The sequence below is a fragment of the Candidatus Phytoplasma meliae genome (assembly GCF_016876135.2).
Genome location: NZ_JACAOD020000005.1, coordinates 53206 through 75176 on the forward strand (window position 1 = coordinate 53206; position 21971 = coordinate 75176).

Below are 21971 nucleotides of genomic sequence, written 5' to 3' on the forward strand. Positions count from 1 at the left end.
ATTTTCCAATATTGCTTTTAAAAAATCCAATTTTTAAAAATGAAAAAAATTTAAATAATTGTCTTTATCGCGTAAAACATCATCAAAAACAACAAATTTTTTAATAGTGGTTAAAGGAATAGAATAACATTGATTATAACGGTTTTTTTCTAACACTTTAATAATTTCGACACAAACATCTTGTTTGGCTTGTTGTGAAATATTAGCTTTTAATAAACTAGTACTTAAAACACCGATTAATTGTGTAGCATTTCCTTCCCAATCCCCATTTTCACTAATGGCATTAAAGTGTACCTTTTTAATGGATGCATTTAATTGACTTGTAGCATCTTGAATGGTGGTTGTAGAATCTAATTTTAATAAATCACTAAATTGTTTACTAGTTAAATCCAATATTTCCAATTCTCCACCTGTTGTCATTAATTTTGGATACCAATCGGGTTTTTGTTCATTTGATAAATTTCCAAAATGGGTTTCCAAATATTGTCTAAATTGTGGTAAATTGAATTTAATAGTTTGCTGGTTGTTATAAGGAATAAAGTGATAAAGAATAGTGTCAGGATCATCTTTATCTTGGTTAGTGTAACCTGAATAGTTGCTGGGGTTAAATAATTCAGGATCCATCATCAGGGCGGCCACCTCTTCTTCAGTTGCATTCGGTTCTAATCCTACTTTAATTTTCTTAATTTTAATTTTATTAACACCTAAAGCATCAGAAAAAAGATTTTCTAAAATTTCAATAGTTTTATCCACTGCTTCTTTTTCAACTGCATCACTTTGATAACGCAATTTAATCTCTAAAGGAACTATCGAATCTTCATTAGATTCAGAATAATATTTATTAATAAACTGTTCATAAGATTGTTTAATTAAAACTTTTGCTTTTTCCAAAAATTTATCTTTCAAAGAAATCAATAAATTATTGTCATCTAAATTATGATTGGTATCGTTTTCAATAATGCCATCTTCTTTTAAAAACTCATAAACATTATCTCGATGTTCTTGAGTTCCATTATAAAAAGGAGCATTTTCAGAAACTTTGGCAACATCTGATACCAACGAAAGAGAAGGGGACATCTTTGTTATATCAGCAATTTGGGCACGGTTCAAACCATAAAACAAAGCTTTTCTAAAACACACATCTTTTAATAACGCATCACCTTTTTTTAAAGATTGTTCATCTGTATTTTCATCATCTTCTATTCTAAACAAAGAAATAAAATTACTAGAAAATGACTCTAAACCTGGATTATCTAAGTATTTATCTAACATATTCCATTCTTTGGGCACCAAAGGGATAACAAAACTTAATTTATGTTGTTGTAACAATTCTTGTTGTTCTTCTTGAGTCATTGTAATGATTTCAATTGTTTGAGGTTTTTTATTTTTATTAATCACTGGTGTGTTTCCAGAATTAACGCCATCAACACGAACAAAAATACATTTATCAGGATTATAACCTGAAGCAATTTTATAATCACCATAAGAAATAAAGGGATATTGTTTAGTGCCGTATCTAATTTCATCACCTACCAAAGATTGAGAAAATTGTAATTTTGGAACCAATGTAATATTATTAATTTTTTGCATCACTTCTAATAAATTTTTAGGTTCAGGATATTTAATTTTAAATTCTAAATCAGAAACTTTTTCAAAACACTGACTCAAATTAATAACACTGTTGTCTTCTGAACAGCTAGGGAACTCAATTCCTATATGTTGCAACGACTTAATTCTATCTTTAAAATCTTTATTGCGATAATTATTTTGATAATATTTTAAATATTGTTCGATTGTATATTCAACAACATCAGTATTAATCGGTTGTTTATCTTCAAATGTGGCATGATCCTGTATTTTAAAACTAAAAGCAGGGCTTTGGATATTTTTGGCATTATGAAAATCTGCTTCTGTTTTGATTTGATATTCTTGGTTATCATTATCTTTTACAGAAACAATCAAATTAGGCAGAAGAAGTAAAAAATTGGCGTCTTGTTTTTCTTCAAAAAACGATTTAGTTAATAATTTATAAATTGATTGATGAAGATGACCTTTGCTCACATTAACATGAGGGGGGGTTTGAGGGTGCAAAGGATTTAAGGATCCTATTTCTTCTGGATAAGCAATTCGCAATAATTCTTGATTAACTGGTTCTAAATTATCTTTAAAACGTTGTCTTTCCGAAATATTTTGTTCGGAAATGGATGAAGTTGGCTGCTTGACTTTCCACCAACACCATCCCGCCGCTATAATTGTTAAAACCAGCAACAAACTTAAACTACTAATTAATAATATTTTTTTATTCTTGTTAATAAAGTTTTTAAATTTATTCATTTTGAATCCTTTCTATTGCATTTTATTTTTTATTTTAATGTAATATTGAATGATCGCATCACATGACATAGCTATCAAATTTTCAATATAAATAGCTATTAATTATAATTATACACCAAAAAAAAAAAAAANCAAGTTTTATGCTCATATAATCTTTATATATGAATTTTTTACTTGTTTTTTTATATTTTGGATCAAATTTCATTAAAATAAAAAAAGAGACTTACAAAAGTCTCTTTGTATTTGTAATATTATTTAAATAATTAAACTAATTTTTCAATTTCTTCTTTAATTATGTTTACCAACATGCGTTTTTTAGAAGAAAGGGGAATTAATTGCAACAATAATAAATTAAGATAATAAAAGTAATGATAATGAGGTTTTTAAAGATAAAACATTATTCTAGATCTAATTCAATCTTGTTTAATTGTTGCAATAATAAAGCTGTTTCTAAAGCCACAGTCGTTAGTTTTCCAAAGATTTCAGAATCTCTTAATTTATACAACATCGGTTTTCCTTGCAAACAATATTCTAAAGCAACTTTAGGAACATAAGGCATTTTTGAATGATATTTAATATAATTTTCTGGATGTTCTACATCTTGTGAATTGTGATAAATGGTAGTTGGTTCAACAATTTCATAATTAAGATGTAACTCCATTAATTTTTTTCCAATAGGTAATAACTGTTCTTGTTGTTCTTTGGTTAATGGCGGAATAGTTGGTAGATTATGTTTTAGGAAATTAGAAGCAGATTGTTTATATCCTTTGTGATGGAAAAGAGCATATAAGATTGCCATCCATTCTTTGGGTTGATAAGGAGGTCTTGGGATGAATTCGCTTAGGGGGTAGCATTTTATATGGGACAACATGGACGCATGAGGAACACAATCTACTATTAAACAATCAAAAGTTGGTTTTTTATCACTAACACAAAGAGATAGATTAGGATGGGAGTAGTATTTATCTTGGTTGTGGATCTCATCAATAATAAGTGAATCGAAATAAAGATATTGTTTATCAAAAGGTCGACGATAAGCTTTGATAATTTTATTTTCATCAAAAATAATTTCTTTATTTTGAAGACATTTTTTTCTTAAATTATCATGCCATTTCATAATTAAAGGTTTTTCTGGAGTTTCTTGGCTAAAGCGACACTCATTATAATATTGGATAAAAGAGATCATTCTTTCTTTCAGTTGGTCATAATCACGATAATAAACAAATTCATCACAACCGCTTACTATGCCATCGTTGCGAGTAGTGAAATAAAATTGTTGAGGTTGCAGATCTTGTTTGTGTTCTTTTTTTGTTAAAGGTTGCCATCCTTTAGGAAGTTTTTCTGATTTAAAAAACCAATGCCCTTCTTTATTTAACATAATTTTTTGAAAAAAATCTTTTTCTTTATAATGAGTTTCAATAAAGTGTTTTTTATTTTCAACACTTTCAGGAGGAACTGAAACATAAAAAGTATCATTCTTAACAGAAGCATCTTTATCAAGATAACACAATAATAAACAGCAGCCTCGGGTATTGGCCTCTTGAGTCTCGGTTTTAAAAACATTTTCCCCTTCTTGAGTAGGATCAGCTTCCATTCCAGCTTTTCCTTTTAAATCCACAATATAAATTTTTTGACATTCTTGTGTCAAACTAATTCTTAAACCTTCAACCGTGGTTGTTAAAAAGGAATTAGGCAAAACCATAGCAATCCAACCTTTGTGAATTTTATCCAGGGACCATCTCAAAAAGCGACAATACATGTCGTATAAAGAGCGTGGGTTTTGAGAAGAAGTGTTCTTAACAAAAGTTTCTTTAATTCTTTCATCCACCCAATATTTACCTTTTTCTTGAGCATCTGAATCCTTAGGAAGATATAATTCTTGTTTTCTCCCAGTATCTTTTTTTTGACCGCCCCTCCAAGGAGGATTAGTAATACAAATTTTAATTTTATTGCGCTCCAAATTACCTTGTTTACTAATAATATGATCATTCTCTGCTGGAGGTTTTAAAGAATCGCCCCAATGAGCATTTTTTAAAAAATAATCTTTATTAGCAGCAATGGCAACCTTAAACAAACCAATCATATAAGAAGTAAAATTAATTTCTTGAATATGCAACAAATCATCATAATATTTATCAATACGATCTTGAGAAAATACATGATGACGTAAAAAATGAGCAACAAAAGGAGCTGTACCAGCAGCTGGATCTAAAATATGATGTTTTTGATTTCGAAAATCTAACTTTCCAAGATGAATTAAAAGATCCCATAAAACTTTAACAATCCACTCAGGAGTATAATACATCCCTTTTTCTTTAGTTAATGTTGGATTAGTCTCTTTTAAAACATCATTATAAATTTGATTAAAAATATGTTCTTTATCATCTAACTTTTGATATTGAAACCCTAGAGTTTGTAAGAAAAAATTAATAGTCTTATCAGCAATGCTTTTAATTTCAGCATCAATATTTAAGGCTGTAATATCTTGATCTAAGTCTGATTTAAAAACCAAATCTTCTTTAGTATTGTAAATCTTTTTTAAAATAGGATAAAATAAAATATACTGGGCTAAAATTTCTCCAGCTTGCAATTCATCAACAGCGCTTTCATGAATCTTTAAAATCGTGCCAAAGGTTTTAGTTATTTTTTTCAAAGCCAAATTACTGCTCTTATTTGCAACAATCTTTTGAATGTCATCAAGTGTTTTCTTAATCTCAAAAACAACATTTTTCCAACTCACCCGAGACATCTTTTTTAATTCTAAATTAACATATTTATTACAAAAATCGATTTCTTTTGTATAATCTTTAGAATTTTTATTGTTCTCCTCTGTTCCTAAGTCGCTCCTTCCCGTAGCATCCTTGACTCTTTTCTCCTTAGTTTTAAGATTTTTATTACGACTATCTATAGCCAAAATAGAAGCAAATAATTTAAAGAACTCTTTATTATCTAAAGAAATACCTTTATTTAAAGACTCTTCAATATTAAAAGGCAAAATAATAGTAGCTTTCTTACTAGGATTATGCGGATCTTTCCTTAAAGCTCTTCCGATAGCTTGAATAATTTCAATATAAGATTGTTTGTGATCAAAAAAAACAATAGTATCACATTGAGGCACATCAATCCCTTCAGTAAGACAACGACAATTCCACAATAAAAAAGGAGTTTGATTAACTAATTTATCCAGTTTTTCTTGACGTTGCAAAGGGGACATTGTGCCTTCAATATAATCGGTAGCTAAATTAAAGGAGTGAGTTTTCTGGCGCTCTTCATTAAGTATCTTAAAAATATTTTGAGCAAAATTTTTCGCCTTTCGAGAACGTTGTTTCATTGAACTATTAACAAAAGCAATACCAGAAACTGAATTTGTAGTTGAATCATAATTCTTATGAAATGATTTTTCCATTGCTTTATAAACTGCCACCACTTGAGCGATATTGGATAAAAGTTTTTGTTTGCGAAATTTTTCTAATTCATATTGAAATTTTTGTTTATCTTGTTCCAAAATTTGATCGCTCTCTATCTTTTTAATGAACTTATTTTCTTGACTAGAAAAATTTTTATTCAATAAATTACTTTGTTGTTTGGTTTCATCATCTAATTGTTCATAAATCTTGTTAGCTGCATCCTTATCAAAACGAGCAACTAAAACATCATAATCACACAAAATATCTTTTTCAATAGCAGTTCCTAAATCAAGAGAATAAAAAATCGTTCCATAAACTTTCTCATTATTCATATCAAATAAAGCAAGGTCATCTTTTGAAGATTTCACACGACGATATACTTTAACAGTTGCTGTCATAAATAACTTTTTAGCAGCTTTTAAATCCTCATGCAAATTACAATCTTCTTCTTGTTCACCGGACTTACAAACAGTATGATGGGCTTCATCACAAATCATAAAATCCGCTTTTGGAAGCAAATTAAGACGTTGTTGCTCAATTAATTTATCCCTTGATTGATAAGTACAAAAAATCATAATATACTTGTATCTATTGCGATAAGTATTTAAATTTTTAACACTTAACAACATACTTAAATCAATGATCGAACTCTCAACCAAATCCATTTCGCGATCCTTCTTGATTATCTCTTCTTGCGTGCTGCACACAGGAATTGTCAAAATGCGATCATCATTGAAATAATACATACTTTGTTCAAGCAAAGAAAGCCAAGGGACAAAATAAAAAACCAATCCCCCTTCTGGCAACAATGATTCCATAATTTTTTTAGAAACAAAAGTTTTCCCAGTACCACAAGCCATCTCCAAAATCCCTTTATCATTTTTTTGATAATGACTTTTGGCTTTTTCCACAGCTTCTTTTTGGTGATCATATAATTGATAATTCAAAGATTTTAAATTTGGCTTTTGTCGTGTATCTTTTTCTGAATCATCGACTAAGATATCATAGATAATATCGATATTATTTTCTCTTAAGGTATTTGCAGCTTTATGGGTTAACTTTCCTTCCCCAACATTAACAAAAATACCTTTCTGATATTCATTTTCTTTTTTAAAAACTGCAACAAAATTAAATATGTCTTTTCCAGTGATTATACTCGCATAATTTTTAACTTGAATAGCTGCTATTTTTTCATCTCCAATAAAACCTATGAAATCAATTCCTTCGGTATTGGTTTTAGTTGGTTCAAATGAATCAAAAAGTTTAAATTGAGGATGAGTGTGCAACCATTGCAAAACTTTCTTCTCTCCCATCCAACCTTTCACATGGGGCGAATTATTATCTCTAATTTCGGTATTTTTCTAAAGTGCCCCAAAAAAATGGAACTAGTTAAGAACAACAAAATAGCCAAATTGTTTATTGATTAAAAATAAACAGTTTGGCTATTTTTTTATACCCAAATTGAAAAAGGAGGATTAATGTTAGAAGCAGAGCAAGCATTATTAGGAACATTGTTTTTAAACCCTGAAAAAATTGATGCTGTTATAAGTTTAATTAACCCCAAGAACTTTGCCCACCCAAGTCATCGTTATATTTTTGAAGCAATGAAGCAACTCAAAAAACAAAATCATGATATTGATTATGTTTCTGTAAGTTCTATTTTAAAAAATAACAATCATTTAAATAAAATCGGAGGAATTAATTATTTAATTGAGTTAACTGAAATGACTCCTTCTAGTCAATATTTAGAAACATATATTGATTTGATTAAGGAAAATTCATTAAAAAAAGATTTATTAAGTTTAATCCAACAATTACCTAGTGAAATATCAAAAACCAAAAACATTCATAATTATTTACAATCAGTTAAAACCCAAGTAGAAGGTTTTATAAAAAACACTAAATCACCATTTATATCAGTTAAAACCTTAATCCCTAGTATTCGTAAAAATGTCATTTCTAATCATGATTCTAATCAATTAGTAGGTTTAAAAACAGGTTTTGATAATCTTGATGAATTAATTGGTGGTTTTAAAAACCAACAATTAATTATTTTAGGAGCATGTACGGGCATGGGTAAAACAGCCTTAATGCTTAATTTAGTTTATAATATGGCTAAAAAGTTTGATGAAAACACTAAAAAACCAAAAGTAGTAGTTTTTAGTTTAGAAATGGCAGTATCAGAATTAGGTCTTAGGTTACTTTCTGCAACATCAAATGTTCCTTTAAAAAATCTAATTCATAAAAACCTCAATGCCACTGATAAATGTTCCTTAGCTGTTGCAGAACATAAAATAGATAAAATTGATGTTTTTATTGATGATGATAGAAATAACAAAATTGAAGATATTAAAATCAAATGCCGTCAAATGAAATATACCAAAGGACTTGATGTTGTCTTTATTGATTATCTGCATTTATTAAAAGAAGACCAAAATTTTAATACCTATCAAGCAATCGCGGTAATTTCAAGAGAACTCAAAAAACTAGCAAGTGAACTTAATATACCAATCATAGCTTTAAGTCAAATGAATCGAGCAGTAAGAATTAGAGAATCAAAAGCCCCTCAATTAACAGATTTAAGAGATTCAGGCACAATCGAGCAAGATGCAGATGTGGTAATGCTTTTACATCGTGAAAGTTATTACCAAAAACCCGATAATAACCCGCACACTAAATTAATAATCGCTAAAAACCGCAGTGGGCAATTAGGTGAATGTGATTTTGATTTTTATAAACAAATCCAAAAATTTATAGAAAAAGAACAAATAGGAGAATAAAAATGATTTATTTTATTTTAATTATTTTTAATATTTTATTTTTAAATCTCACAATAGATTCATTTTTTGATATGTTAACTTCATATTATTTTAACCAAGGATACAACAAAGCTTTAAAAGAACACCACCTAAAACACCCTAATCAACTAAAAAGAAGGGAAAAATAAATAAAATGGAATACCTTACTAATTCTTATTTTAATAACATTAATATATTTAATCACAATTCTTTAAGTGTTAAGATTACCAAAAAAATCTGTTTCCCTAACCTCTTTAATTTAAATTTCAATGAATATATGCAAACCTCACATTCTAATTTAAACAACTTTTTAATCGAGAACCAACACAACTCTCAAAGTCAAAAAGTAATCCGTGGTAAAATCAATGAATATCTCATTTTGCTTTATTTTCATCACAAAGGCATCACGAATTTATATCCTCAATCATATTTATTTTTTATCCCAGACATTAAATTTAATTTAGTTTTATTTACAAAAAAGAAAAGAATCATCGCCTTCAATTTCAAAACTTGCCTCCGTGAACGTTATAACCAATCAATAATAGAAGCCCAACAACTCAAAAAACTAGATACTCGCTTTGAGTTTTATTTATTAACTAATGATGCAATCGAATCTGAAAGACTAAATCACAAAATCAAAAACGGCAAAGTCCAACATATCAACCAAGTGATTAATTGTTTTTCAGAAGAATCAAATAACTTCATGAAAAACTTACTAAAAAATAATTTCATTAAATTTTCACCAATTAATTTAATCAAAAAAATGGTTCATTCTAATGAAAAAGCAATTAATTAGTTTTGAAGGTTTAGATGGTAGCGGAAAAACAACTTTAATTTCCAAACTCAAACATCATCTAGAATCCACCAACAATTTGGTTAAAACTATTCAAGGTTTAGGAGATTCATGTGTTGGTAATACAATTAGAGATTTATTTTTACATCATCCCAAAGTTACCTCAAACACAAAATATTTGTTAAGTTTGGCCAATATGATCCAAACCCAAGAAGAACTCATCACCCCATCTTTATTACAAGGTTATATCATCTTAATCGATCGTTGGTTTGATTCTACTTATACTTACCAAAGTAAAGCAAATTGTATTGATTACGATGATAAAATAACTACCAATATAATCAATCATTTTCTAATTAAACCTGATATCATTTTTTATCTCGACATCAACCCCAAAACCTCATTAAATCGTAAATCAAATCAACTAAATCACAAATTGGATTTAATCGAACAAAAACCAATTTCATATTTCGAAAATGTGCGTCGATATTATTTAAATAAATATCAATATTGTACTAATTCAAAATGTAAACATTTAAAATGTAATCATTTTTTAATTGATGCCAACAATTCTCAAAAAATAATATTACAACAAATAATACAAATATTAACTACTAAAAATCAAAGGAAAGATTGAAAAATTATGTATCAAAATTTAAAAAACAAACTTTTAGAGGGTTTTCAAAAAGAAGATAATCTGAATATAACTGTAGATAATAATATTTTCACTATGAAATATGATGTTGATAGTTATATAACTAATGCTTCAACTACAATAGAATTTCGTTTTAAAAAAGAAATGTTACTTTATGCAGGTGTTACAGTATCTGGTGAGGAAACCACAGAAAAACAATATCATTATAAAAAAAACTATAAAGTGAAGCAAGCAAGGACTTTTACCTTTCCCATGGCTGATTTAGACCAAGAAATACAAAAACTTTCGAAGGTTCTAGGAACGCCTATTGAAACAATAAACTGTCAATGCGACCAATGCAAGTATTTTTTAAAGACTTTAAAAAAATACTAAAAAATTAATCAAAGGAGAAAATAAAATATGAGCGACGCCATGACTGAAATCTACCGTGATACATACTTCAAAGACCGTAGTAAATTAAAACCAAAAACTAAAAACAATAAAAAGGAGAACAACAAAAAATGACTAAAAAAGAATTAATCAAAAAAATCTCAGAAGTTAACAAAACTTCTATTACTAAAACAGAAGAATTTTATAATGCATTAGAACATGCTCTCATCAAATCAATCACTTCCAATGAAGAAGTAATCTTGTCCCCTAAATTAGGCAAATTCATCTTAAAAACTCGTAAAGCCCACATAGGGCGCAACCCCAAAACAGGTAAAAAAATCAAAATTCCAACCAAAACGATAGTCACTTTCAAATTATCTAAAACTATCAAAGATGAAGTCAAAGATTTAGTTCTTAAATAAAAAAAAGAAGATAATAAAACATGAATAAAATAATTAAGAAAAAAAATAAACTTAGTTTATGGCGATTTTTTAAATATTTCGCTAAAAAATATATATTTCATAATAAGTTTTGCCATACCGATATTACATATGGAGAAAATATATTTCGATTATTTATGAAAATATTATTTTTAACAGGGTTCTTAATTTATCTACCATTTATAATGCTTTTTTCTTTTATAACTTCTTTATTTGATTTTTAATAAATTTATAATAAAAAATTAGGAGTAATTATGTTTATTTTTTCAACATTAGCATCTATTGGTATCTTTTTCTTTCGTTATTACAAAGGATTTACAACTGCCGAAATCTTCGAACGAAGAATAGACACCATAGAAACAGTTTTATTTACGTTATTAATCATGACAGGATTCAAACCAATCTTTAATTTTTTATCAAACATCATTATTTTTATTAAAAATATATTTCTTGGTTTCTTTTTCCCTCAAAGAAAACTAAGAAATTTAGAAATTAAATCAGCCAAACAAGAACACCAAGAACAATTATTACTTGAAAAATTAGACCAAGTAAGAATCGCAAATGATAAATTATTATCTCAATTACAACAACAAAAACATAAAGTCGCTATTTGGCAATCAAAAAAAGAATCAAAACAACAAACAAAAAAACAAATAAATACTTATGGAAAGGAAAACGAAGATGAATGAACTAAATTTTGCAATTGGTTTTATTGTTGGATCTTTATTTACCACTGCCCTGTTGTTTATCGTCAAAAAAATATTTTTCAATATTAACTATTATACTCAACCTCCAGAAATGGCAAAAACAGTTAATGAATTAAAAAAAGAAAATAATAAACCATCTTTAACCAACAACCAAAATCAAAAAAATTTAAATTTAATTAAAACAAACGATAAAACAGAAAATGAAATCAATCAAATTCAAATCAATTAAATTAATTTTCTTTTTGGTGTTAATTTTCTTCATTGCTAATACTACAAAAATCTTTGCATTAGAACCTCATCAAACTTTAAAACGTTGTAATGCTTTTAAATATAACGATTGTTTTATGGAAGAAAACAATAACTTCATCAAACTTCAACAAGAAAATAAACGATTACAAGAAACTTTATTAAGAGAAGAAAATAATTTAATCAAAAAACAAATAAAGCAAGTACAACTGAATGCTACCCAAAAACAAAACATAAATCCCCCACAAAGAAGAGCAAAAATTTATGCTTTCTTTCATCAATTGTTTCATTGTGGTTTAGATATTTTGAGTTTAACTAATGAAATAATCGATTTCAAAAATAATTAATAAATTAAACAAAAGGAGAAACAAAAAACTAAAAAATCAAATAAACAAGAGGAATATTTTACAAAAGATCTAATTATAAAATTTCTGATTAAATCTTTTTACGGTGCTGCCACTTTCATTTTTACATTATTGGGAATTATTTATTGGAACATTAACTCTAACATAAATAAAGTAGAACCCAAAGTAGATAAAGTTGACAATACTTTAACTGATTTCAAAAAACAAACTAAACAAGATTTTAAAGACACAATGGATAAATTAGATAATTTAAATAAAAAATAAAAACAAAGGAAAACGAAAATGAAAATTTATAAAAAAAATTATTCAAAAAAAAGAAATAAAATTTTAACAATCTTTATAATTATTGGGGTTTCAGCTATTATTACGATTGGCTCTTTATTACTTTATGAATATAAAATTAAAGAAAAACCTCAGCAAAAACAAGTTTCTGAAAACCCTAAACCAGAAACTGATCAAAATATCTATCTTGATTCTTTTTTACAAATTAAACAATTAAAGCAACAAATTAGTATTATAGAAGAAGAGTTAAAAGATTCTAAATTAACCCAAGAAGAAAAAAACATTATTGAAAAAGTTATTGCATTAAAAAAAACCAAACTCGAAGAATTAGAAAATGCAAAGTTTTTGATTGAATTTAGTGATCAGTTAAAACAAGAAATTAAAGATAAAGAAGTGCAACTCCAAACCACAACTGACCTTGCGGAAAAACACCTTGCAACTGAAGAAAAACTAACAAAAGAAAAAACCTTAATTGAAGTAGAAAAATTATTGAAATCAAATGAAGAAAAAAAATTATCGCAAAAATTAATTCAAGATATTACAACAAAATTAATTACTGAAACTAACACAGAAACTAAAACTTCTTTGAATAATGAAAAAACCAAACAACAAACAAATCTTCAAGACATTAAAAATTCTATAAATTTAAAAGTGAAACAACTCAAATTAGACCAAGATATTAAAAATTTAGATGCTGAAATAAAAACTATTAACGACGAAGAAGGACAAAAAACTTTAATTGAATACCGCAATAACAAACAAAAAAAACTTAATAATTTAAAATAAGGATACTTGGAAGGATATGAAAAAAAACTTAACAAATAAAATTTCCAAGTCCCCTTTTTCTTGGTCTAAATTCAGCTACTGGTTATCTTTATTAATTCTTTTTCTAAGTGGACTTGGTTTATTAATTTATCATTATTTAATCCAAGAAAAACAAACAAAAACACAATCACAAGAAAAAAACGAACAACAATTAGAAAAAGAAGAAAGTGAAAAAATCCAAAAAAAACTAGATGAATTGTCAGCAAAACTAGCTGAAGAAAAAACTAAAAGAGAAGAGTTAACAAAACAAGATAATATCTTAGCTAAAAAAATTGATGATAATTTATTTGAAGTGGAAACAATTACAACAAAACTTAATGAAATGAATCAGGATTTAACAAAAAAATTTGAAACTTTAACCAAAGAAGAAAGAATTCAAAAACAAGCAGAAATTGAACAAATTCAAAAAGAAAAAGACGCCAAGGTTGCAACAGGAAAAGCATTGATTGAACAAAGAAAATTGTTACACAAAAAACAAAGTGAAACCGAAAGCAACATTTCACAAATAATCCAAACCACAACTAATTTTGAATCAATGCAAGGTATAATCTATAAAATCAATCAATTAGGAAACGCTATTATTCATAACCAAGCTAACAAAAGAAGAATCCAAACATTATTAAGTGAAGCGAAAGATAACAAAGACCAAGTAGATAATTATCTTAATTTTGATCGTTTTTTAGATCAACAAATTACTTCTTTTGAAGGTCAAGTTTTAGAATTACAAATGGAACTAGAAGCAACCAAAACCAATCAAATTTATAAATACCAAAAAAATAAAATTCTTTTTAAAGATGTTTATGGAATGAGTGAAGAAAAAGAAAAATTAAAAGATTTAATTTATTTTTTTAAATCAGATAATAGTTTAGTTAATTTTGATAAAGTGCGTCCTAAAGGTTATTTACTTTATGGCCCTCCTGGAACAGGTAAAACCTTTTTAATCAAAGCTTTATGTGGTGAAGCTAACGTCCATTTTATGAATCTAATTCCTGCTAAATTCGATCAAAAATATGTCGGTGAAGGCAAAGAAGTATTAGAAAAAATATGGCAAGAAGCAGAAAATCATGATAAAACAATTATCTTTATTGATGAAATCGATGGGTTACCAAATCGAAGTGATGAAAATACTTCTTCGGTTGCAGCAAATATCGTCAACACTCTTTTAGACAAATTAGATGGCTTTAACCGCAGTGATAAAAAAGTAGTTTTAATGGGTGCAACTAATAATTTAGATAAAATCGATAAAGCTTTAAGAAGTCGTTTTAGCAAAGAAATATATATTGCCCCTATTAAAGATGATGAAATTCAAAACTTTTTAAATAGTTTAGTAAAACCATATAATATCAGTTTCCACACTTATTCCTACTTAAAAACTGTGGCAAAAAAATTAGTTGAATATAATCAAACCAAAAAAGAAGAAACAGAAAAAATTTCTAACCGTGATCTAACTACTTTAATTGAAACTGCTTATTATAAAACTAATACTCATAAATCAGAGTTAAAAGAAAAGAATCAACCAATTGAACCTCATGAAGTCATGTTGCCTTCTGATTTAGATGAAGCTTTGGAAGATGTTATTTTAAAAACTAAAAACCCATTACAAGAAGTTGTAAAAAGAAGACAAGAATGTGAAGAACAATATCAATTATGGCGTCAAGGAATGGTTCAATATCTCCAAAAACAAGATAAAACTATTGTAGAAAAAACTTGGACTTTTGATAAATTAAATGGAATTTGCGATGAACTTCGTGAAAGATATGTTGTGATGAAAAACAATATTGAAGGCGACAGAAGAAACAAAATTGAAGCTATTTTTGATAAAAAGAAAATCCCTAAAGATTTATTAATGGGAGAGATGGATGATGTGTTTTTGGATACTCCTTTTTCAGAATGGAAAGATTACTTTGGACGATCAGGGTTTTATGCACAAGATCTTGATAATTTGTTATGGGTTCTTTATTCTGGTTGTAACTTTGATATAGAACACCCCGAAGACCCTAATATTGTTAAAATCATCTATAAAGGCCCTAAATATTTAATTGATTTGGATAAAGATTATTATGTTGGAGGAACAGTTTTAAACACTAATCAATTTTATTATGATCGCGGTGTAAAAATGCCTGTAAAAAAAACCTATCATCTTCATTTTAACCCAGTCCGTAATACCATCAGTGTCTTTACTGAAAAATTTAATACTGGTATAACTGAATTATAGTTAAAAATAAGTAAAAAGAAAGGAAAAAGTAATGAAAAGAATACCAAAAGCAAATAAGCAAAAAATAATAAAAAAACAAAAAAAGATGAAAAAAACAATCCCAAAAATTAAAAAGAAAGTAACAATTCAAAAAAAACAACAACCAACAACCCCAATTAAAACAACTCCTAAAAACATAATCCCAAAACCCACATCAAAAATAATAGTTGAAACAAAACAAAAAAGTTGGTGGTCTAAGTTTAGGGATGTTTTATTTAAATTAGCACCATTTATATTGATTTTAGGTCTTCTTGGAATCGGGCTTTATAAAGTTTTTCCAAGAGTTGCTGAAATAATTGATGAAGGTTTTAAAGGCATTAAAACAGCATGGAATGGCGCCTCACAACCTTTTACAATTATAGCAAGATATATTAAAGATTTTTTCCAAAATAATTTAAATATTAGTGAAATGGTAAGTAAAATTATAGCTACAGTTGCTATTATAGCAATTACATTTTTTATCGCAGTTTTATTATGGGCCATCCCTGTTTTAGGTCCATTTTTGAGTTTAGCAGTTGTAGCATTAGGGGTAACAGGAATAGTTAATTTTTGGCAAATTAAAGATGAAGATACAATAACTTCCCAAGGCCAATCACAAGAGGTAATTGAAAAACATTTTAATAAAGCAGATATCGATAGGTTGCCCGAGGGAGAAGAAAAAGAAAAATTAAAGAAAAAGTATAATGAAGAACTAGAAAAAGAGCTTCAAAAAAAAAAAAAATAAAGAATCGGGAGTAACTTCTACTCCTGAGGATTCTTTTGTAGCACCAAAAAGACAAAATGAGATCTTTTTACAAAAACCAGAAATTAAAGAAGAAATAGATAAAAAAGTAGCAGCAGAAAAGTTGCAACAAGAACAAAATTTAATCGAACAAAAATATTTAGAAGCTTTGCTGCAAAGCCAAAAATTAGAATTAATTAATTTTGAACATGACAAAATTTCTTTGCAAAACTTATTAGAACAAAAAAATAAAGAACTAAAAGAAAATCAAACTTTAAGTCAAGAAGAAAAAGAAAAATTAGAAAAAGAAATTGATAATAAAACCAATGAACTTAATGATTTAAACAACACTATCAATAGTAAAAATAATGAAATCACTCAAATTAAAAATAAAGTTGAAACTTTAGAAAAAGCCATTATTGAAAAAGATCAAGATTTAGAAAAATTAAATAATGACATTAATGAAAAAGAAATTTTAATCAGACAAAAAGAAAATGAATTATTAAAAAATCAACAATTATCAGCAGAAGAAAAAGAAAAATTACAAAAAACTATTACAGATTTAAGACAAGAATTAGAAGAAAAATTCATTAATTTTGAAGTTCAATTACAAATGAAAGATGAAAAAATTAAACAATTACAAAAAGATAAAAACGTTTTAGAACAAGAATTAACTCAAACACAAAATGAACAAATAAATTTAAGAGAACAACATCAAAAAACGCTAGAAGTAATTCAAAGCCAAATCGAAAATTACAAAAATACCGTTACCCAATTGGAACAAGAAACTGAAGATTTAAAACAACAAATTGAAAAAAATAATGAAAATGCCAAACAATTAAGAGAGCAATTAAAAGAAAAACAAATTAAAATAAACGAAATCAACCAAGAATTAGGTAAACTCGAAACACAACAAAATATTTTACAACAAGAAATAAGTAAAACATTAGAAGATTATAGGGATTGGCAAGAACAAGCAGAAATAAAAAAAGATGAAGGTTTTTTGCTCAAGAGTGGAAAAATGAAAGATTTAGTGGTGTATTATTCTCCTGTTCCTTTTGAAATTAAAGTTACTCCTGTATTGGAAGTAGATGATATGCGTGCTTATAAGACTAATTTAGGTTTTATAAAAGATAAAGCCCAAATAATATCAAGTAATCCGATAAAAATTGGGGATAATGAGTTATATTATATAATGATTAATACATGGAGTGATAGATTTTTTACTTTTATGCAAACCGACAAAGGCAATAAAACACAAAATACTTATTATATGCATACAAACGACCCTAACAAACAAATAGATTGGAAATTGATTCCTGACAGTGATTTAAGCATTACTCCGCCAAAATATAATTACCCAGAAAAAGAATTAGAAAAAACGAGAATTTATAATAAAATTTTTGATGAACTAAAAGCAAAAAAACAAGAATTAGAGGCTTTGCAACAAGAATATAATAATTTATTAAATAATCAACAACCAGATCAAACCTTAGAAATTGAAATCAAAAACAAAGAAACTTACATCAAAACTTTAAAAGATGAAATGAAACAACTAGAAATTCAAGAAAAAGGTTTTAAAGATGAAATAAATACTTTAAAAACAGAAAATAAAACTTTAAGAGATAAATATACTAATGATTTAAATAAAATTCAAAAGCAACTTCATGAATCAAAAACTGAAAACAAGCAACTAGAAAAAGAGATGCAAGAAATACAAGATGCATTGTTAAAAAACGGTAATGCGAACGAATTTTTAGTGAAACAACTAGAAACTAAAAAAGGGAAAATCAAAGAATTTAAATCAAAAATTACTATTTTAGAAGAAAACGAAAACAAATTAAAAGAAACTATCAAAAATAAAGATGATGAAATTGCTAGTCTCCAACTTCAAGTAACGACTTTAGGAAATGAAGTTAATCGTTTAGCAGAAGCATTAAAAAACTCACAAGAAGTAGTTGAAAAACAAAATCAACGAATCATAGAAATGGAAGGTGAAATTAAAGGGTTAGAAGGGGCGAAAAAATTACTGACACAAGAAAATAAAGAATTGCAAGCAGAAATTAATCGCTTAAATGCTGAATTGATAACAGTTAAAGAAGATAGGGATGAAAAGAGAAAAGAAAGAAATGAATTTTTAGAAAAACTAAGGTTGAAAAAAGCAGAAGCTGATGCGGCGAATGACAAATTAAAAGATCAAGCAAGATGGCATAACGATCAATATAAGACACCCGATATTCCTTGGCTTTCAAAACCAATCGATAAATTATTGGATTGGTTTAAATAATAAGTTTTTTCTTGAAAAAACTTTTGTTTATGTGTTAAAATATTGAATATCAATAAACAAAGGGAGAAAAATTTTAATGAAAAAGTTATTTTCTAAAAATAAGATCATTGTTTTTATTATTTTAATTTTAATCATATTAATAATTAGTTTCTTTATTTATCAATCTAATTTACCAAAACCACCAAAAAAAAGAAAAATAGTAGCCATTCCAGAGACAAAAATAAACACTATTAAAGAATGGGATGATTGTAATGAACATCGAACTCAAATTCCGAAAAATCTTAAAATGGTAGAAAAAGAATGGATTTTTTATGGTTTAAATGGATTAGGTTATTATGTTAAACAAAAAGCAATTAATGATGCCAAAATTGCTAAAATGAAACAAGAACGCGATGAAGAGAAAATTATATTATTAAACGATCACAACCATAAAGTTGAATTGGAACAAATCGGAGTAGAAACTTATGGCAATGATTTTTATCAACAAATTGACCAGAAATATATTACTAATCACAAAATAGAAGCAGATATTCAAAAACTAAAAGGAATCAAATCAATCCAAGAACGTTTACAAACTCAAAAAGAACCCCAAGATTTATTAATGGGAGAGATGGATGATGTGTTTTTGGATACTCCTTTTTCAGAATGGAAAGATTACTTTGGACGATCAGGGTTTTATGCACAAGATCTTGATAATTTGTTATGGGTTCTTTATTCTGGTTGTAACTTTGATATAGAACACCCCGAAGACCCTAATATTGTTAAAATCATCTATAAAGGCCCTAAATATTTAATTGATTTGGATAAAGATTATTATGTTGGAGGAACAGTTTTAAACACTAATCAATTTTATTATGATCGCGGTGTAAAAATGCCTGTAAAAAAAACCTATCATCTTCATTTTAACCCAGTCCGTAATACCATCAGTGTCTTTACTGAAAAATTTAATACTGGTATAACTGAATTATAGTTAAAAATAAGTAAAAAGAAAGGAAAAATAAAATGGGAGTAAAAAGATTTAAGAAAATTGGTTTAAGTTTAAAGAATATCGTTTATAATTAAAAATGGTTAAAAAATAAACAGGAATGAGTTTTTAATTGCTAAAGAAATTAAATTTTTACTCCCTAAAAATTAAACTTAAAGCCATTTTTATGAAAGAAAGTGGAAAATCTAACCAAGAAATTCAAAAACAATTAAAAATTAAAAATCGCAGTCAGATTTATACTTGGGTTGGGTTGTATGAAAAAGAAGGTGCAAGTCGTTTAGAACGAACAGTTGGTAGGAAGAAGAAAGAAAAGAAACCAACAAGTGAAAATAATTTGATTAAAACTATCATCAAAAAGAAACTTGCCAATACATTTAGAAAAAACAGAAAATTATATTTAGATATTATTGACCAATATAAAAAAGATGTATCTTTGAACCAATTAATAAAATGGCTTAATATTTCTAAAAATAGTTATTATCGGTGGCTAGAACAAAGTATGAATCCTAGGCCACATAATGACTTGGAAAAAGCATTGTTTCAAATATGCAAACAAAACTCATATATTACAACAGATGGGAGAAGAAAAAGACGCTTAGGATATCGGGTAGTTCATCAAGAATTAAAGGGGGATGGATTTGAGATTAATGCTAAAACAGTATTAAAATTGATGCATAAATTTGGCTTGTTATCTGAAAGAATCAAGCGCAAACCGCAATATTATTATGATTTAGCTATTAAAAAAGAAAACAACTTAAAAAACTTAATTCAAAATAATTATGAAACAAAACATTCATTAGAAAAATTATGCACTGATATCACATATATTCCTTTTGGGACTAATAACAAAAAATTATTTGTATCAGCTGTGATGGATTTACACAACCGCGAAATTATTAGTTATAATATTTCTAAAGTTGCAGATGTTAATTTTGTCTTGGATATTTTAAAAGATATCCCAAAATTAAAAAAACCTTGTGTGATTCATTCTGATAGAGGTAGTGTTTATACTTCTAAAAAATATCAAACTTATTTAAAAAATAATAATTTAATTGCAAGTTATTCAGCAATAGGTACGCCAACTGATAATGCCTGTATGGAATCATTTTGGGGGAATATGAAACGCGAAACTATACATTATGAAAAAATGCAAAATCTTAATGAATTTCAAGTTAAAGAAATTATAAATAATTATATTAAATATTATAATGCTTATCGAAAAATAAAAGTCTTAAACTATTTATCACCTTTGGAATATAAAAATATTAATAAATAAATGATTAAATTTAATGCCCTCGATTAAGGAGGGCAATTTGTGTTGGTTTTTAATTCTTAGGGTTAAAATTGATTTACATTTTAAAACCACAATACACTTAAAACACATTATTTTGCCCCTATATAACGTTTTAAATTAAAATTAGAAGTTTATCACTAACTACAAATATAAACCCATTTAAAGGGTAATATTTTGAGTTTTTATTTTTTTATTAGTTAATTTATTTTCTTAATCCTTATTTTTTAGATAATTTCGTAAAAAAATTATTTTATTTAAATTTTAGTATTGACAAGAATCTAAATATAAGAGTATAATATATATGAAGCAAATATATAAGAAAGAAATAAAAACTATTCAAAAGTTTTTATTTCTTTCTTATATTATATTTTTTTTAAAAAATATTAAATAAATTATAAATATTTTTCTTGTTGACATAAATCTATTTTGAGTTATAATAAAAATGATTCCGTTTGAAATTTGGTTGTTAATGTTAGTTATTTTATTAACATTATTCTGGTTTAAATGGGATTATAAAAAAACAGTACAATTGTATTACTCTTTTTTTCAAGTAGGCAGGTAAGAAAATAGAACCTCTGGGGAGGTTCTATTTCTATAATAACGGTATCTTTTTGCACCGTTATTTTTATTTTAAAATAAAAAAACATATTGTATCAACTCCTTTCGCAAGTAGGTTACACACCTTTCGAAAGGAGATCAAACGTTAACACCTTCCAAAAGGTGCTTATTTTTAGTATAACACAATTTATTACGAAGAATTCATAAAGACTCTAAATCATTAGAGTCTTTTTTTTATATCTTTTTTTAGAACTAGGAGTTGAAATAAATTACAAATAATTTTTATGTTGATATAAATCTATTTTGAGTTATAATAAAAGTAATTAATAAACAATTTGTGTTTTTAAGAAAAAATTATATTTTTTTTCTTAAAAAATGTTGTTCTTATCCAGTGTCATTTTCGTGGAGCTTATCATTCATAACACTGTTTCTCTTTTCTTCGATATCTAAATTACAAAATCGACTTCCAAAAATTAAAATAAATTTATAATAGTTATAATACACAACTATATTCAAAAAAAATATTTTAACTATTATGCCTACAATTATACACCAAAAAAAAAAAAAAACAAGTTTTATGCTCATATAATCTTGATATCTGAGTATTTTACTTGTTTTTTTATATTTTAAAGAATATTTTATTTAAAATAA

General features: G+C 26.7%; 17 protein-coding genes. 15 read left to right on the top strand and 2 right to left on the bottom strand.

Features of this window, described 5'->3' with window-relative positions:
* Window positions 1-33: 33 nt before the first annotated feature.
* Together CHTY_RS01445 and CHTY_RS01450 are read right to left on the bottom strand one after the other, a co-directional pair.
* Window positions 34-2334: an ABC transporter substrate-binding protein gene (locus CHTY_RS01445; protein WP_203552151.1), complete on the bottom strand. Its 2301-nt coding sequence runs from the start codon at window positions 2332-2334 to the stop codon at window positions 34-36.
* A gap of 397 nt (window positions 2335-2731) precedes the next feature.
* Complete coding sequence (locus tag CHTY_RS01450) at window positions 2732-7054, bottom strand: type ISP restriction/modification enzyme (protein WP_203552152.1); 4323 nt, start codon at window positions 7052-7054, stop codon at window positions 2732-2734.
* A gap of 165 nt (window positions 7055-7219) precedes the next feature.
* Between CHTY_RS01450 and dnaB the strand changes: the two genes are divergently transcribed.
* The 15 genes from dnaB to CHTY_RS01525 all read left to right on the top strand — a co-directional run bounded on the left by dnaB (window position 7220) and on the right by CHTY_RS01525 (window position 20744).
* Window positions 7220-8521 carry a replicative DNA helicase gene (dnaB, locus tag CHTY_RS01455; protein WP_203552153.1) on the top strand — a complete coding sequence of 434 codons (1302 nt, stop codon included), beginning with the start codon at window positions 7220-7222 and terminating at the stop codon, window positions 8519-8521.
* A 2-nt stretch (window positions 8522-8523) separates the two neighbouring features.
* On the top strand, window positions 8524-8688 hold the full coding sequence (locus CHTY_RS01460) for a hypothetical protein (protein ID WP_203552154.1): 165 nt from the start codon (window positions 8524-8526) through the stop codon (window positions 8686-8688).
* 5 nt (window positions 8689-8693) lie between these two features.
* Window positions 8694-9335, top strand: coding sequence for a hypothetical protein (locus CHTY_RS01465; protein WP_203552155.1), 642 nt, complete (start codon window positions 8694-8696; stop codon window positions 9333-9335).
* Window positions 9316-9969, top strand: coding sequence for a dTMP kinase (tmk, locus tag CHTY_RS01470; RefSeq protein ID WP_203552156.1), 654 nt, complete (start codon window positions 9316-9318; stop codon window positions 9967-9969). The genes CHTY_RS01465 and tmk overlap by 20 nt, the downstream gene beginning before the upstream one ends.
* 6 nt (window positions 9970-9975) lie before the next feature.
* Window positions 9976-10359: a hypothetical protein gene (locus CHTY_RS01475; RefSeq protein WP_203552157.1), complete on the top strand. Its 384-nt coding sequence runs from the start codon at window positions 9976-9978 to the stop codon at window positions 10357-10359.
* A gap of 128 nt (window positions 10360-10487) precedes the next feature.
* Entirely contained in the window at window positions 10488-10778 is a 291-nt protein-coding gene (locus tag CHTY_RS01480; RefSeq protein WP_203552158.1) for an HU family DNA-binding protein, read from the top strand.
* Window positions 10779-11050: 272 nt separating this feature from the next.
* The gene (locus CHTY_RS01485) at window positions 11051-11485 is read left to right on the top strand and encodes a hypothetical protein (RefSeq protein ID WP_203552159.1); all 435 of its coding nucleotides are present in this window, start codon (window positions 11051-11053) and stop codon (window positions 11483-11485) included.
* Complete coding sequence (locus CHTY_RS01490) at window positions 11478-11732, top strand: hypothetical protein (protein WP_203552168.1); 255 nt, start codon at window positions 11478-11480, stop codon at window positions 11730-11732. Before CHTY_RS01485 ends, CHTY_RS01490 begins: the two co-directional genes overlap by 8 nt.
* The gene (locus tag CHTY_RS01495) at window positions 11704-12096 is read left to right on the top strand and encodes a hypothetical protein (RefSeq protein WP_203552160.1); all 393 of its coding nucleotides are present in this window, start codon (window positions 11704-11706) and stop codon (window positions 12094-12096) included. Before CHTY_RS01490 ends, CHTY_RS01495 begins: the two co-directional genes overlap by 29 nt.
* 300 nt (window positions 12097-12396) lie before the next feature.
* Window positions 12397-13182 carry a hypothetical protein gene (locus CHTY_RS01500; protein WP_203552161.1) on the top strand — a complete coding sequence of 262 codons (786 nt, stop codon included), beginning with the start codon at window positions 12397-12399 and terminating at the stop codon, window positions 13180-13182.
* A 16-nt stretch (window positions 13183-13198) separates the two neighbouring features.
* A complete protein-coding gene (locus tag CHTY_RS01505; protein ID WP_203552162.1) occupies window positions 13199-15436 on the top strand; it encodes an AAA family ATPase in 2238 nt (745 codons plus the stop codon).
* Window positions 15437-15467: 31 nt separating this feature from the next.
* The gene (locus CHTY_RS01510; protein WP_203552163.1) at window positions 15468-16199 is read left to right on the top strand and encodes a hypothetical protein; all 732 of its coding nucleotides are present in this window, start codon (window positions 15468-15470) and stop codon (window positions 16197-16199) included.
* 121 nt (window positions 16200-16320) lie between these two features.
* Window positions 16321-18483, top strand: a complete 2163-nt coding sequence (locus CHTY_RS01515; protein ID WP_203552164.1) for a coiled-coil domain-containing protein — start codon at window positions 16321-16323, stop codon at window positions 18481-18483.
* A 76-nt stretch (window positions 18484-18559) separates the two neighbouring features.
* Window positions 18560-19453, top strand: coding sequence for a hypothetical protein (locus CHTY_RS01520; RefSeq protein ID WP_203552165.1), 894 nt, complete (start codon window positions 18560-18562; stop codon window positions 19451-19453).
* A gap of 127 nt (window positions 19454-19580) precedes the next feature.
* Window positions 19581-20744, top strand: coding sequence for an IS3 family transposase (locus CHTY_RS01525; RefSeq protein WP_246454062.1), 1164 nt, complete (start codon window positions 19581-19583; stop codon window positions 20742-20744).
* The last annotated feature ends 1227 nt before the right edge of the window (window positions 20745-21971 follow it).